11 protein-coding genes and 3 pseudogenes are annotated in these 14,523 nt (G+C 66.6%); 8 read left to right on the forward strand and 6 right to left on the reverse strand.

The annotated features are described in order from the left end of the window. On the reverse strand, positions 1-1,612 hold a 1,612-nt coding region (locus A6A40_RS25585), incomplete at its 3' end, for a methyl-accepting chemotaxis protein (RefSeq protein ID WP_236784032.1). A 548-nt stretch (positions 1,613-2,160) separates the two neighbouring features. Continuing rightward, positions 2,161-2,454: pseudogene (locus tag A6A40_RS32350) on the reverse strand (gluconokinase); the annotation flags it as partial. 456 nt (positions 2,455-2,910) lie between these two features. On the opposite strand from A6A40_RS32350, the gene gntR reads away from it, so the two are divergent. Next, entirely contained in the window at positions 2,911-3,975 is a 1,065-nt protein-coding gene (gntR, locus tag A6A40_RS25595) for an HTH-type transcriptional regulator GntR (protein ID WP_269467690.1), read from the forward strand. Between the two features lie 753 nt (positions 3,976-4,728). Here the strand turns inward: gntR and A6A40_RS32355 are convergent. Next, a pseudogene (locus A6A40_RS32355) lies at positions 4,729-6,083 on the reverse strand (HAMP domain-containing protein); the annotation flags it as partial. Between the two features lie 234 nt (positions 6,084-6,317). Continuing rightward, positions 6,318-7,106: an SDR family NAD(P)-dependent oxidoreductase gene (locus tag A6A40_RS25620; RefSeq protein ID WP_108548678.1), complete on the reverse strand. Its 789-nt coding sequence runs from the start codon at positions 7,104-7,106 to the stop codon at positions 6,318-6,320. Between the two features lie 360 nt (positions 7,107-7,466). Here A6A40_RS25620 and A6A40_RS25625 point away from each other — a divergent pair, with 360 nt between their 5' ends. From A6A40_RS25625 to A6A40_RS25635, 3 genes are all read left to right on the forward strand, one after another. Then, positions 7,467-7,838, forward strand: coding sequence for a hypothetical protein (locus A6A40_RS25625; RefSeq protein WP_108548679.1), 372 nt, complete (start codon positions 7,467-7,469; stop codon positions 7,836-7,838). A gap of 162 nt (positions 7,839-8,000) precedes the next feature. Next, positions 8,001-9,191: a THUMP domain-containing class I SAM-dependent RNA methyltransferase gene (locus A6A40_RS25630; RefSeq protein WP_108548680.1), complete on the forward strand. Its 1,191-nt coding sequence runs from the start codon at positions 8,001-8,003 to the stop codon at positions 9,189-9,191. Between the two features lie 462 nt (positions 9,192-9,653). Further along, positions 9,654-10,379 carry an endonuclease NucS domain-containing protein gene (locus tag A6A40_RS25635; protein WP_108548681.1) on the forward strand — a complete coding sequence of 242 codons (726 nt, stop codon included), beginning with the start codon at positions 9,654-9,656 and terminating at the stop codon, positions 10,377-10,379. A 124-nt stretch (positions 10,380-10,503) separates the two neighbouring features. On the opposite strand, the gene A6A40_RS25640 is transcribed toward A6A40_RS25635, so the two are convergent. Both A6A40_RS25640 and A6A40_RS25645 read right to left on the reverse strand, forming a co-directional pair. Next, positions 10,504-11,538 (reverse strand): threonine aldolase family protein, encoded by a 1,035-nt coding sequence (locus A6A40_RS25640; RefSeq protein ID WP_108548682.1) that lies wholly within the window; start codon positions 11,536-11,538, stop codon positions 10,504-10,506. A gap of 18 nt (positions 11,539-11,556) precedes the next feature. Next, positions 11,557-11,883, reverse strand: coding sequence for a hypothetical protein (locus A6A40_RS25645; protein WP_108548683.1), 327 nt, complete (start codon positions 11,881-11,883; stop codon positions 11,557-11,559). A 52-nt stretch (positions 11,884-11,935) separates the two neighbouring features. Here A6A40_RS25645 and A6A40_RS25650 point away from each other — a divergent pair, with 52 nt between their 5' ends. The 4 genes and pseudogenes from A6A40_RS25650 (at position 11,936) to A6A40_RS25660 (ending at position 14,519) form a co-directional block, all read left to right on the forward strand. Further along, positions 11,936-12,997 carry an RluA family pseudouridine synthase gene (locus A6A40_RS25650; protein ID WP_108548684.1) on the forward strand — a complete coding sequence of 354 codons (1,062 nt, stop codon included), beginning with the start codon at positions 11,936-11,938 and terminating at the stop codon, positions 12,995-12,997. Positions 12,998-13,160: 163 nt separating this feature from the next. Then, positions 13,161-13,525: sigma-70 family RNA polymerase sigma factor (locus A6A40_RS31800; RefSeq protein ID WP_236784033.1), on the forward strand; the 365-nt coding region annotated here is incomplete at its 3' end. A 1-nt stretch (position 13,526) separates the two neighbouring features. After that, positions 13,527-13,956: pseudogene (locus A6A40_RS31805) on the forward strand (sigma factor-like helix-turn-helix DNA-binding protein); the annotation flags it as partial. 29 nt (positions 13,957-13,985) lie between these two features. Further along, the gene (locus tag A6A40_RS25660; RefSeq protein ID WP_108548685.1) at positions 13,986-14,519 is read left to right on the forward strand and encodes a GNAT family N-acetyltransferase; all 534 of its coding nucleotides are present in this window, start codon (positions 13,986-13,988) and stop codon (positions 14,517-14,519) included. Positions 14,520-14,523: the final 4 nt, after the last annotated feature.

Here is a 14,523-nt window from a genome sequence, read left to right on the forward strand (position 1 = left end):
CGGCGATGGACTGGATCAGGTTCACCACGTCGCCGATCTTCTGCGCCGCTTCGGCCAGACCGGCCACGGTGCCGTTGGTCTTCTCGACCTCTCCCACCGCGTCGTTCGCCATGCGGGACGAGGCGGCGATGCGCTGGTTGATCTCCTCGATGGAGTGCGCAAGCTCCTCCGCCGCGGCGGCCACCGTCTGGACGTTGGTGCTGGCGATGTCGGCGGCACTGGCGACTGCCGCCGCCTGGGCGTTGGTCTGCTCGGCGATGGCCGACAGCCCTTCCGAATCGGTGCGGATCAGTTCGGCCTGCTGGGCCACGTTGGCGACCACGCCGCCGACGGTGCCCTCGAACCTTGCGGCCAGCCCGGCCAGCTCCTGCTTGCGCTGTTCGACGGCGCGCTGCTCGTCCAGCCGGCGCTGCTCCTCCATCTCGGCGACGCGGCCGGCATTCTCCTTGAACAGCTGAAGCGCCGTGTTGATGGCGCCGATCTCGTCGGCACGGTCGCGGTCGGCCACCTCCACGTCGCGCCGGCCGGCGGTCAGCGCCTGGATCGTTGCGATGATCCGCCGCAGCGGCTGGCCGATTACCAGGCGGCTGGTCAGCCACAGCGCCAGCAGAAGCGCAACGGTCAGCAGCACCGCGCCGATGGCGATGAAGCGCGTCAACTCCCGCTTCGGCACTTCGATCTTGTTGATCGGCAGATTGATCAGCACCGACCAGGGCGTGCCGGTGTTGCCGACGACCACCGGGACGAACAGCTGCTTCACCTCGGTCTTCAGGCTGGCCGACATCGAGAAATGGGCATAAGGCTTACCTTCGCGGATCGCCGGCATCGCCGCCTGCAGGCGCTGGTTGGTCTGCAGGATCGGCTTGCCCAGATGGTCGGCGTTGCTGTAGCCCGCCCACAGCCCGCCGTTGGAGATCAGGAAGACCGATCCCGTCTCGAAGGGCCTGACCGTCTTCAACTCGCTCCAGATCGTATCGGTGGCGATGTCGACACCGGCGACGCCGATCACCTTGCCGTTTTCGATGATGGGCACCACCAGCGAAATCATCAGAATCGTCTTGCCCGCAACCTCATAAGTGTAGGGCTCGACGATCACCTCTTTGCCGGTCCGCTTGGCCTGTTGGTAGTAAATGCCGGCCTGTCCCGGATTGTCGTAATCGGTCAACGGCTCCAGCTGGATCTGGCCGCCGCCACGGCTCCAATAGGACAGGAAACGGCCGGTGGCGTCGGAGCCGGGGCTGTTGACGAAGGCGGCGTCCTTGCCGTCCAGCGCGTTCGGCTCCATCCCGATCCAGACGGAGAGCAGGCCGTCGTTCGCCTCCAGCGTCGCCTTCATCCAGTTGTTCAGCGTGCCGCGGTCGACGATGCCGCTGCGCTTCAGGCTAAGCAGGGTCATCCCCATCTGTCGGCTGACGTCCAAGGCATCTTCCAGCCGGCGTTCGACGACCTCGGCATGGTACTTGCCCAGCTCATCGCCAACCTTGAAGGACAAGGCATCGGTATCGGCGCCGCTCTTGGAAGAGATCACGACCGTTCCAACCCCAAGCCCGACAGCCAGAACCAGACCGATCGCCAGCACCAGCTTGCTGACCAACGGCAACTTCTTGAACATCACCGACTCCGCATACAATCGAATAGGTAATATATCTATCGCCCAGGACTGATGCACAGGTCCAGCAAAAGGCCCTTAAGTTCCAAAAAAATCCTCGAAAACGTAATAATATATCATAATAACTAGAACACTGAACTTTCCAGCCTATACCAAGGTGTGACCGGTTCTCAAACCACACTCCTTCCCCCTCCCCGTAACCCGTAAGCTCCACCGTCCCGCCGCGCGCGAAAGCAAAAGGGGTGGACCGGTCTCCCGCTCCACCCCCCCTGACTCACATGGGCTTTTTGTCGCTGCGCTTATACCGGCGGTCATTGATGATGACCGCTGGTCGGGGGAGGATNAGCTCTTGATCCTGAGCTGTCAGGATCAAGAGCCGCTGGTATTAGTTGCGGGCGGCAGCGATGGCGGCCTGGATCTCCTTCAGGATCTCCGCACCGCCGTCGGCGGCGGGCATCTCGAGGTCGGCGAACTGGCTGTCGACCAGCGCAGTGGGCATGAAATGGGCGGTCCGCCCCCCCCATGCGAGAGGCGATCAGCGCCTTGTCGCCATGCAGATGCAGAAAGACGACCCGCTTGCAATCGCCGCGCAGCCGGTCGCGGTAACGCCGCTTCAACGCCGAACAGGCGACCACCAGCCCGCGCTTTTCGCGATGCGCATCGGCGATGAAGCCGGCCAGCGTGCCCAGCCAGCCGTCGCGGTCGTCATCGGTCAGCGGGATGCCCGACGACATCTTCGCGATGTTGGCGGGCGGATGGTGCGCATCGCCTTCGATGAAGGCCTGGCCCAGCGCCGCGGCAAGGCTCCGGCCGACGCTGGACTTGCCGCAGCCGGCGACACCCATCACCACGACGACCGGCGGTGCCCCGGACAGGCTGTCCGGCGGGCGGGCGCCGGTGGCGGGAGACGGCGCGATTGAGGGACCGTTCTTGAGACTGGTGTTCCCGATTCCCGGTGCAGGGCGGCATCCGCGCCCCTTCAGGTCACGGCGGCAACGCACTACAAAGATATGTTAGCGCTATCATTTCCCGACCAAGAACACATCCGCGACCTTATGGCCCGAATGCATGGATGACGCCGGGACGAGATGACGATATTGTTAGCGCTAACCTTGACGAGCGTAAAGAGTTTTGTTTGAGTTGCGCACGAACAGGTTGGCCAGGGTGACGGGTTGGCCGCAGGTTGCAGGCGGCTCTTGCCCGCCATGCTGCACAACAGTAATCAGCGATCCTGCGCGGCCATACGTCGCGCCGGCGCCCACAGGCCGGAATTTCGGCCGGTATCGGAAGGACGGACCCCTGTGACGACGCGTGGCGGTGATCGGCCTGCATCCCCGACGGTCAAGACGCGCAAGCCGCGCTCCTCGCGCACCGGCCGGGCGACGATGGCGGACGTGGCGGAGCGGGTCGGCGTCAGCGCCATCACCGTGTCGCGCGCCTTCAAGCGGCCGGAGCTGGTCGGGCCGGAGCTTCGCCAGCGCATCCTCGACACCGCACAGTCGATGGGCTACGTGCCGAACCAGGCGGCCAGCGCGCTGGCGTCGGCGCGGTCGATGACGGTCGCCGTGCTGATCCCGTCGATGACCAACATGGTCTTCGTCGAGACGCTGGCCGGCATCCACGACATGCTGCTGCCGCGCGGCTACCGCGCCCTGATCGGCGTCACCCATTATTCCCCGGAGGAGGAGGAGCGGCTGATCCGCACCTACCTGCAGTTCCAGCCCGACGGCATCCTGCTGACCGGCATCGACCACACCGACGTCACCCGCACCTACCTGTCGGCATTGAGCAGCCCGACCGTCCATATGATGGAGTTGCTGGACGATCCCGAAAGCCTCAGCGTCGGCTGTTCGCAGGAGGAAGGCGGGCGGCTGATGACCACCCATCTGCTGGAGCGCGGCTACCGCCGCATCGGCTTCGTCGCCGTGCAGCTCGACCCCCGCACGCTGTCCCGCCTGGACGGCTACCGCCATGCGCTGGAGGAGGCCGGGCTGTATGACGAGACTCGGGTGTGGCGCCTGCCCGACCCATCCTCCATCCATCTGGGCGCCGCGATGATCGACCGGCTGATGGCCGAGAACACCGATTGCGACGCCATCTTCTTCTGCAACGACGATCTGGCGCAGGGGGCGCTGTTCCAATGCCAGCGCCGCGGCATCCGCGTGCCGGAGCAGCTGGCGATCGCCGGCTTCAACGACCTGCCGGCATCGGCCTGGACCACCCCCACCCTGACGACCGTCGCCACGCCGCGCTATGCCATCGGCCGCCACGCCGCGGCCATGCTGCTCGACCTGATGGAGGGCAAGGAGCCGCCGCGGCGCCGCCTCGACCTGGGGCTGACCTTCATCGCGCGGGAGAGCACCTGAGCGGGAACGCCCCGGACCGACTGCCCGGGACGTTCCCGCCGCTGCGCCTCACGCGGCCCGCACCGTCGCAATGAAGGTCCCGACCTCCCGGCGCAGCCGCTCGGCCTCGGCGGCCAGCTCGTGCGAGGTGCCGTGGACGCGGCCGGCGGCGTCGCCGGTCTCATGAACGGCGGAGCTGACGCCGGCGATGTTGCTCGACACCTCTTCGGTGCCTTGGGCGGCCTGGGTGACGCTGCTGGCGATCTCCCGCGTGGCGGCGGCCTGTTCCTCGATGGCGGCGGCGATGGCGGTGGTGCNTGCCGGCCTCCGTCGCCTGGGTCAGGCTGAGGGCGGCGGGCTGGACGCGGTGGACGACGCCGACGCCGGCCCTGGCGATATGGCGCGACACCGAGTCGAGCGTCAGCTGCCAGCAGGTTGGTCTGCGCCGCGATGCCGCTGATCAGCTCCACCACGGCGCCGATCTGCTCGGCGGCGGTCACCAGCTCGCGCATGGTGCGGTCGGCGCCGTCGGCGTCGGCCACCGCCTGGGTGGCGATCCGGGTCGAGTTCTCCACCTGCTGGCCGATCTCGGCGATGGAGGCCGACAGCTCCTCAGTTGCGGGCGGCAGCGATGGCGGCCTGGATCTCCTTCAGGATCTCCGCACCGCCGTCGGCGGCGGGCATCTCGAGGTCGGCGAACTGGCTGTCGACCAGCGCAGTGGGCATGAAATGGGCGGTCCGCCCCCCCCATGCGAGAGGCGATCAGCGCCTTGNACCAGCAGCGAGCGCTCGCTCGCCTCATGGGCGGTGGCGGTCAGCGCGGTGGCGGCATCGCGCATGCCGGTGGCGGCGTTGGCGACGGTGTCGACGATGCCCTTCACCGTGCTTTCGAAGGTGTCGGCCATCTGCATCATGGTCTCGCGGCGATGCTCGGCGGCCTTGCGCTCGTTTTCCTCCTGCGCCCTGCGCAGGCGCTCCATCTCCAGCGCATTGGTCTTGAAGACCAGGAGCGAGCGGGCGAGCGCGCCGATCTCGTCGCGGCGCTCGCCGTCGGTGACGGCCACACTCAGGTCGCCCTGGGCCAGACGCCCCATCGCCCCGGTGATGGTGCCGAGCGGCCGGGTGATGGCGCGCGAGATCGCCCAGGCCAGCAGCAGTCCGGCCAGCAGGGCGACCACGGTCACCGCCGTGCCGCGCGATTCGGCCGTGGCGACCTCGGTGGCGGCGGTGCGCTCCAGCTGCGCCAGGATGTCTGCGGACTGGGTGCGGATCACGCCGATCTTGTCGCCGATCTCCTTGCCGGCCTTGCCCAGCGTCTCGGTGTTCAGCGACTTCAGATCGCCGCTCAGCACCGCGATGCGCTCGATGCCCGTGCGGTAGGCGGGCAGCTTGGCGACGGCCGCGGCCAGCTTGGTCTTGACCGGACCGTCCGCCATCCCGTCGCGCAGCGCCTCCGCCTTCGCGGTCACGTCGGTCAGATCCTTGCGGATGCGCTCCAGATCCTCCGCCTTGGTTTCCGCCACGAAGCGGGCGACCAGCACGCGGACCAGCAGGTACTGTTCGCTGACCTCGGCGGCGCGCACGGTGCGGTCCAGGTTGCCGCCGTCCTTCTCCGCCTTGACGGTATCGCTCAGGGTGCGGCGGATGTCGGCGCCCAGCGTGTTCACCACCGAGGCGATGATCTGGTCGCGCTCCGTCCGCGCGGCGACGAGACGGTCGAAACCGCCGGTCAGCGTCTGGCGCAGCGCGGCGATCTCCTGCGCCGCCTGAAGGTCGGCCGCACGGGTCATCCGCGCGGTGGCGGAATCCAGCTTCTGGCGGAACTTCTCGACGTCACTGCGGAAGCGGTCGGCCACCGCGGGGGAGCCGCTGGACACGAACTCCTCCGCCGAGCCCAAGGCGTCGGCCATGTTGGTGTCCGCCTCCGCCACCGCCATGGCGACGTGCGACTGCGCCGCATATTGGCGGAGCGCGTCGTCGCTGGACCGCAAGCCCGTCCAGGATACCGCCCCGAGCCCGACCAGCAGCGCCAGGGTGACGCCGAAGCCGGTGTAGATCTTGGTCGCCGTCCGCAGGTTGGCAAAGGCTCCGGCTTTGGCGGGCTGGCTCTGACTGGTGGCGTTCATCATGGTGACCCCGGCTTCCACTGGCAACGGAGCGGTCTTTGATCAGACCGCCGATTGGTTGGTCACTCTACAAGAACGATGCCAAGGGACCATTAACGGCCCAGTTGCTTTTCTACCCTGCGAAAATGCCGCCGGTTGCCTGCAAGCACGCCGGCGGCATCTCGCAAATTGCCAATACTCTTGGGAATGCTTTGCAATTTGCCAGCTTTCCCGCTCCGAAACTGCGAAACCTAGCCGTTAGTTATAGAACTGTCCTCCATTCACCTCGATCACCTGCCCGGTGATGTAGCCGGCCAGCCGACCGGAGGCGAGGAACAGGTAGGCGCCGACACAATCCTGCGCCGTGCCCAGCCGCTTCAGCGGGATGCGCGCTGCTGTCTGCGACAATTTATCCGGAGTCGAATAGCGCTGGTGGAAATCGGTGTCGATGGTGCCGGGGGACACGGCGTTGACGCGGATGCCGTGCGGCGCCAGTTCCGTCGCCAGCGAACGGGCGAGGCTGGCCTGGAAGGCCTTGGCGGCACTGTAGAGCGACGACCCCGCACTGCCCCCGGTCCGGCCGGAGATGGAACCGGTGTTGACGATGGCGCCCTTCGACGCGATCAGCGCCGGCAGCGCCGTCCGGCTGGCGACGACGGTGGAGGCGGCGTTGAGGTCGAACTGCCGCTGCAGGAACTCGTCGTCGATGTCGCCCAGCGCCACCCGGCCCAACATGGTGCCGGCATTGTTGACCAGCACATCGAGCCCACCCAGCCGGTCCACGGCGCTGTCCACCACCCGGCGGACCTCCGCCTTGTCGGCGAAGTCGCCGGCCAGCGGGACCACACCTGCCCCGATCCCCACGGCCGCGGCCTCCAGCGCCGCCGCGTCGCGGCCGTGAATGGCGACCTGGGCGCCGAGCCGGGCGAAGGCCGCCGCCACCGCGGCGCCGATGCCGCGGCTGCTGCCGGTCACCAGAACCCGCTTGCCGCGGAACTCCTGCGCCAGCAGGTCGGCGGGCCAATCGGCAAATTCGGTCGCGGTCATGAACGCGTGCTCCCCTGATGGCAGGCCGCCCCGTCCCATGTTCGGAATCGAAAGGCTGCCTGATTGTTCGTGTTCCAATCCGATCATAGGGGGCGGCGCTTCCCCCCGTCAATCCAGGGTCCGGCGGCAGGTCGGCCGGCATGGTCGACGCCGAGCGGCCAATTGTTGTTCCCAAACGAATAGTGTTGTCGGAACAGCTGGATTTATCCGGCGGCGGCGGACGGTTAACTCTGTGTTCACGGCCGACGCTCCCCGGCGCCGACCGGACATCACCCTCCAGCCCCGCCCCGCGCCCGGTGACGAATCCCCCGTCGCCGGGCGCATCCCCCGGCAGGGCAGTCTTCGCATAAGGACATCGTCATGGTCACGCAGAAGTTCGCCACCGTCGCCGTTGCCGCCACCCTGTCGCTGTCGGCCCTGACCTTTGCAGCCGGCAGCGCCAATGCCGCGCAGGATGCCGGGTTCGACAGCCTGCTGGCCTCCACCGCCGCCGTCCAGGCCGATTCCCCCACCGCCGAGCGCAGCGAGCGCGACGCCGCCCGCACCGCACTGTCGGTTGCCCGCTCGCTCGCCGCCCAGGGCGATACCAAGGGCGCCAGCGCCTATCTGGCCTATGCCCGCGCCAAGCTCGGCCTCGGCAGCACGGTTCAGGACAGCCTCGTCGGCCTGTCCGCCTCGGGCGACGCCGCCGCCCGCACCGACGCCATCGCCTCGCACAGCTCCTACCGCTGAGCTTTACCGGTAACGCGTACCGGACAGTCCCGATCCTGCCGCGGACGTCCGCCGACACCCCTGTGCGGCGGCGCCGCGCGGCGACCGGGACCGGTTCCTGCCTTCCCGCCGTTTCGCGAGAAACCTGTCGAAGACGGCCGGCCTTCGGGCTATGTAGGCGGGATGAACACCGACCCCGACCATACCGACCAGAATTTCGAGATTTTCCTGGTGGCCGCCCCTGGCCTGGAAGCCGTGCTGTGCGCGGAGGCCGCCGACCGCGGCTTCGCGAACCCCACCGCGGTGAAGGGCGGCGTGACGGTCAGCGGCGGCTGGCCGGAGGTCTGGCGGGCCAACCTGGAGCTGCGCGGCGCCACCCGCGTGCTGGCGCGCATTGCGAGCTTCCGCGCCCTGCATTTGGCGCAGTTGGACAAGCGCGCCCGCCGCGTCCCCTGGGCGCAAATCCTGCGCGCCGACGTGCCGGTGCGGGTCGAGGCCTCCTGCAAGGCCTCGCGCATCTACCATGCCGGCGCCGCCGCCCAGCGCATCGAACGCGCCATCGCCGAGGAGCTCGGCGCCCCCATCGTCAAGGCCGCGCCCAAGAAGACCGGAAAGTCCGCCGACAGGGATGCGCCGGACGAAGACACCCGCGCCGTCCAGATCAAGGCACGGATCGACGACGACCTCTGCACCATCAGCGTCGACAGCTCCGGCGAGTCGCTGCACAAGCGCGGCCACAAGGAGGCGGTCAACAAGGCGCCGATGCGCGAGACGCTGGCCGCCCTGTTCCTGCGCCAATGCGGCTATGACGGGCGCGAGCCGGTTCCGGTGGTCGATCCGATGTGCGGCTCCGGCACCTTCGTGATCGAGGCGGCCGAGATCGCCGCCGGCCTGAAGCCCGGCCGTTCGCGTTCCTTCGCATTCGAACAGCTGGCCAACTTCGACCCCGCCGTCTGGCGGAGCCTGCGCGGCGACGCCACGGCCACCGCGCCCGCCGTCCGCTTCTACGGCAGCGACCGCGACGCCGGCGCCGTCGCCATGAGCCGCGCCAACGCCGAGCGGGCCGGCATCTCCGCCTGGACCGACTTCGCCCACCACGCCATCAGCGACCTGACCCCGCCGGAGGGTCCGCCCGGCCTCGTCATCGTCAACCCGCCCTACGGCGCCCGCATCGGCGAGGGCAAGTCCCTGATCCCGCTCTACCACGCCATGGGCCAGACGCTGAAAAGCCGCTTTGGCGGCTGGCGGGTGGGCATCGTCACCAACGAAGCAGCCCTGGCGAAGGCGACGGAGCTGCCGTTCGGGGAGGATGGGGTGTCGGTGTCGAACGGGGGGATCCGGGTGACGCTGTATCGGACGGGGGTTTTGGGGTAGGGACAGTTCGATATTGAGAGAACAACTCGCCCTCTCTTATCATTACCTCAGCAATTCGCTGCTCCGTGCTTCACCACATACGCAGTCAGATGCGTAGAAACCTTAAGCACGACATGAAGCCTGCGGTCTCTCAGTTGCCTCATCGCCCTATAATCTGTATTATGGTGAGATTGGCACGCTCCGATACAGATCAAAGAGAGAGCGGATGAGATATTGCTACACCTGTGATACTCCCATTCCTGGAAGCGGATACCGGCGTGAGGTCCACACCGGATCGAGTAAAGGCGTCTATTTTGGAAAGACAATATCCTCCTCAAGCAGCAAGAAAACTGGCGTTCGCACCGTATGCGAACAATGCGCCCAGAAAATAGATAAATATAGAAGGACAAAAAATCGAATTATATTCGTAGCAGTTATGATATTCGTTTTTTTCTTGGCTTTTAGCAGGCATTAGAATCTCAGATGAAACCAGAATACAAAGCATGGTTGGAGCTGGAGAAATACGCTCCAAACACCGTGAACGCTCAACTTTACCGTGCTGAGCGTGTCGAAGATCACCACGGCAACCTGGACGAGCATTACGCCAAGGACCGTATGGAGTCCCTGCTCTCCACGTTGCGCTACTCGAAGGACGATAAACGTCGCAACCACCCGAATCCTAGCAAACTCCCCATCGACGGCGATCTTCAAACAGGGTTGGCGGCGTACAGGGGGGCCGTGGAGAGATACCGGCGTTTCCGCGACACTGGTTATGACGACATGGAGACGCTCAAGCTGGAAGAAGCCGCCGCCGTGACGGTCATGGAGGATGTTGGCCGGTCATTCGGCCTTGAAAGAGACATGCAAGCCGCGCTTCGATCCGGGATCGAACAGCTTGAGCAGGGCCTTACCATCATTGATGATGGGGCCGAACGCTCGGTTCAGTCAGGCTTCATCGATATCACCGCTCGGGACGTACAAGGTCGGACGGTTATCATTGAACTGAAGGCAGGCACGGCCCGACATCAAGCCGTGGCTCAGATTGCGAGCTACATGGGTGACGTGCTTGTTGAGGAAGGCGGCGAAGTCCGGGGTATTCTTGTCGCATCCGGTTTCGACGCCAAGACTAAAGCCGCAGCAAGAGTTATTCCAACACTCACCCTTCGCCAATACAGCTTCAAGTTCTTGTTCTCTGAGGTCGAAGACTGACGATCCTATCGATCATTCCATGCCAATAGAATGTATCTGGATTTATTATGTGGGAACGTACAATCCAGCCGAAAGACTGAGGAAGTGGCGTCCCCGACGGGAGTCGAANAGCCCGCCCCGACGATCAAGCCTTTTCTTGGAGTCGGCGCAAAATACCCAGCAACCCATCGACCGCCGCCGCCGGGGTGTCGAACGCCGTCACGAAGCGCGCAGTGCCGTCATCCCAGCGGTAGAAGCCGTAGCCGGCCCCCTCCAGCGCCTCGGCATAAGCGGCCGGCAGGCGGACGAACAGCTCGTTGGCCTCCACCGGGTGGGCCAGCTCGACGCCGGGAAGCGCCGTCAGACCGGCGGCCAGGCGGTCGGCCATGGCGTTGGCGTGGGCGGCCAGACGCAGCCACAACCCGTCCTCCAGCCAGGCGTCGAGCTGCGCCGACAGGAAGCGCATCTTCGACACCAGATGGCCGCCGCGCTTGCGGCCGAAGCCGAAATCCTCGGCCATCGCCGGGTTGAAGAACACCACCGCCTCGGCGGCGAGGCAGCCGCCCTTGGTGCCGCCCAGCGTCAGCACGTCGACCCCGGCGCGCCACGTCACGTCGGCCGGGGCGCAGCCCAGCCGGGCGATGGCGTTGGCGAAGCGGGCGCCGTCCATATGCACGGCCATGCCGTTGGAATGGGCGGTCTCGACCAGCGCCTCGACCTCCGCAGGCGTGTAGACGGTGCCGGCCTCCGTCGCCTGGGTCAGGCTGAGGGCGGCGGGCTGGACGCGGTGGACGACGCCGACGCCGGCCCTGGCGATATGGCGCGACACCGAGTCGAGCGTCAGCTTGCCATGCTCGCCGGCCAGCGGGACCAGCTTGGCGCCGCCGGTGAAGAATTCCGGCGCGCCGCACTCGTCGATGGCGATGTGGGCCTCGTCATGGCACAGCACGGCGCCATAAGGCGGCACCAGCGCCGACAGCGCCAGCGAGTTGGCGGCCGTGCCGGTGGCGACGGGGAAGACCGCGACCCCGGTCTCGAAGATCGCGCAGAGCCGCTCCGTCACCCGCGCGGTCCAGGGATCGTTGCCATAGGGCGACGCGGTGCCGGAGGACGATGCCGTCAGCGCCGTCATCACCTGCGGGGCGGCGCCGGCGACATTGTCGCTGCGGAAGTCATGCATGATCGGGACCCTTGTTCTTCAGGGGGCGGCCTTGCCGGCGGTGATGGTGGCGGTGACGGCGCCGGTGCGCGGGTCCATCAGATACAGGCGGTCCGGCCCCTGCGGCAGGCTCACCTTGAACAGGACGCGGTTGCCCACCACCACGATCTCGCCGATGCGGGAACCGGCCGGGACGTCCAGCGTCACCTCGGCGGCGGTCTCGGCCGGAGCGGGCGCAGGCGCGATGGCGGTCAGGGAGGCGCGGTTGGGGTCCGACATCCGCTTGTACAGCTCCACCCCCAGAAAGGTGAAGCCGGCGACGATCAGAACGCCCATGATGACGACGAGTGCCTTGAGGATCTGCACGGTTTGGGGTCCACTCCCGGACGATTGAAACAGGACGCGATACGCAAAGCCGATGGCCGCCAACATGCCGGACGACACCACCCCGGACGACCTGTCCGACGATTTCCTCGATCCGGACGACGACGCCGGCTCGCCTGCCCGTGCCCTCGCCTACACGGTTCCCGACGAGGCGGCGGGCCAGCGGCTGGACAAGGCGTTGGCGGCGGGCCTGCCGGACCTGTCGCGGTCGCGCGTTCAGGCCCTGCTTGACCAGGGCTGCGTGCGCGGCGACGGGCGGACGATAACGGACGCGTCCCTGAGGGTCAAACCCGGCCAGACCTTCGAGGTGCAGGTGCCTGGGGCGGAGGCCGCCGAGCCGGTGGCGCAGGACATCCCGATCGACGTGGTGTTCGAGGATGCCGACGTGCTGGTGATCGACAAGCCGGCCGGCCTCGTCGTGCATCCCGCCGCCGGCAACCCGGACGGCACGCTGGTCAACGCCCTGCTCGCCCATTGCGGCGACAGCCTGTCCGGGATCGGCGGGGTGCGGCGGCCGGGCATCGTCCACCGGCTGGACAAGGACACCAGCGGCCTGATGGTGGTCGCCAAGAACGACCGCGCCCACCACGGCCTGTCGGAGCAATTCTCCGACCGTACGCTCAGCCGCACCTATCTGGCGCTGGTCTGGGGCGTGCCCAACCCGACGCAGGGCCGGATCGAGGGCAACATCGGCCGCAGCAGCGCCGACCGCAAGAAGATGGCGGTGGTGACCGGCGGCGGAAAACACGCCGCCACCAAGTACCGCGTGGTGAAGAGCTTCGGCATGGCGGCCTCGCTGGTCGAATGCGTGCTGGAAACCGGACGCACCCACCAGATCCGCGTCCACCTGACCCATATCGGCCATCCGCTGGTCGGCGATCCGCTCTATGGCCGCGGACGGTCGGGACGGCCCGGCGGCAAATTCGCCTCGCTGCTGCCGGAGCCGGTGCGGGGTGGTCTTGTCGGGTTTCCGCGTCAGGCGCTGCATGCCGCGGCGCTGACCTTCCGCCATCCGGTCAATAGCGAGATCGTGACATTCCGCTCGCCAATCCCGGCGGATATTCATGAACTAATTGTCACCTTGGAGACGGTTTAAAACGGTACACCGGGAAATCTTTCTTGGATAGACTTCCGGTCAATGGCGTGGTTCCGCCGCCCTCTCATTGAGAGGGGTTTGTGGAACCCGCACCGAAGAACGGCAGTGTGCGCATGAATTCATGCCTGCGTCCACCGGCCGTCATAAAGGGGGTTTCAGAACCATGGCGACGGCATCAACTCTTCCGGCGATCGGGGCCGAAAGCAATCTGTCCCGCTATCTCCAGGAGATCCGCAAGTTCCCGATGCTGGAACCGGAGCGGGAATACATGCTGGCCAAGCGGTGGCAGCAGCATGAGGATTCCGGCGCCGCCCACCAGCTCGTCACCAGCCATCTGCGGCTGGTGGCCAAGATCGCCATGGGATACCGCGGCTACGGCCTGCCGCTGTCGGAACTGATCTCCGAAGGCAATGTCGGCATGATGCAGGCGGTCAAGCGCTTCGACCCCGACCGCGGCTTCCGGCTGGCGACCTACGCCATGTGGTGGATTCGCGCGGCGATCCAGGAATACATCCTGCACAGCTGGTCNGTCGCCCGAGCAGGTCCACGCCATCGCCACCAAGCTGGACGTGCCGGAGCAGGACGTCGTCAACATGAACCGGCGCCTCGCCAGCCCCGACCATTCGCTGAATGCGCCCCTGCGGGCGGAGAGCGAGGGCGAATGGCAGGATTTCCTGGTCGACGAGACCGCCAGCCAGGAAATCACCCTGGCCGACCGCGAAGAGCTGGGCAAGCGCCGCAAGCTGCTGGCGAACGCCATGACCGCGCTGAACGAGCGCGAACGCGACATCCTGACCGAACGCCGCCTGCGCGAGACGCCGACGACGCTGGAGGATCTGTCGCAGAAATACGGCATCAGCCGCGAGCGCGTCCGCCAGATCGAGGTCCGCGCCTTCGAAAAGCTGCAGAAGGCGATCAAGGCCGCCGCGGTGGAACAGAAGATGGAGACGGAGGCGTAAGGGGCAAACCCGACCGCCGACAGCGCGCTATGACCAGGACCAGGCAGGACGGCGAGGTTACCCTCGCGACCGTCGCTCCCGGCGATCTGCCGGCCTTCAAGGCGGATATGGAGGCGTCCTTCGCGGTCGCCGTCATCGAGGAGTTCGGCTCCCTTCAGGAAGGCTCGATTCCCTCCGGCAGCGATCTCGACGACTCCATGACGGCGCCGGGCACCGAGCTTCTGCATATCCTTTGCGACGGCCAAAGGGTCGGCGGCGCCGTCGTCGTGATCGACGAGGCGACGCAGCGCAATTCCCTGGACCTCTTCTTCCTGTCGCCGGCACAGCATGGCCGGGGGCTGGGCCTCAAGGCCTGGACGGCCATCGAGCGGATGTATCCGGCAACGCGGGTCTGGCAGACCCACACGCCCTATTTCGAGAAGCGCAACATCCACTTCTATGTGAACAAGTGCGGCTTCAGGATCGTCGAGTTCTTCAGCGACCGCCACCCGGATCCGCACCACCCCGGCCCGTCCGGCCTGCCCGGCGGCGGCGAGATGTTCCGCTTCGAAAAGATCATGTAGGCCC

The organism is Azospirillum humicireducens, assembly GCF_001639105.2.
In the GTDB taxonomy this organism is placed as follows: domain Bacteria; phylum Pseudomonadota; class Alphaproteobacteria; order Azospirillales; family Azospirillaceae; genus Azospirillum; species Azospirillum humicireducens.

Excerpts from the sequence above, each read along its gene's own strand:
- A6A40_RS25620 (WP_108548678.1), bottom strand. The coding sequence starts at position 7,106 with ATGACCGCGACCGAATTTGCCGATTGGCCCGCCGACCTGCTGGCGCAG.
- A6A40_RS25625 (WP_108548679.1), top strand. The coding sequence starts at position 7,467 with ATGGTCACGCAGAAGTTCGCCACCGTCGCCGTTGCCGCCACCCTGTCG.
- A6A40_RS25630 (WP_108548680.1), top strand. The coding sequence starts at position 8,001 with ATGAACACCGACCCCGACCATACCGACCAGAATTTCGAGATTTTCCTG.
- A6A40_RS25635 (WP_108548681.1), top strand. The coding sequence starts at position 9,654 with ATGAAACCAGAATACAAAGCATGGTTGGAGCTGGAGAAATACGCTCCA.
- A6A40_RS25640 (WP_108548682.1), bottom strand. The coding sequence starts at position 11,538 with ATGCATGACTTCCGCAGCGACAATGTCGCCGGCGCCGCCCCGCAGGTG.
- A6A40_RS25650 (WP_108548684.1), top strand. The coding sequence starts at position 11,936 with ATGGCCGCCAACATGCCGGACGACACCACCCCGGACGACCTGTCCGAC.
- A6A40_RS25660 (WP_108548685.1), top strand. The coding sequence starts at position 13,986 with ATGACCAGGACCAGGCAGGACGGCGAGGTTACCCTCGCGACCGTCGCT.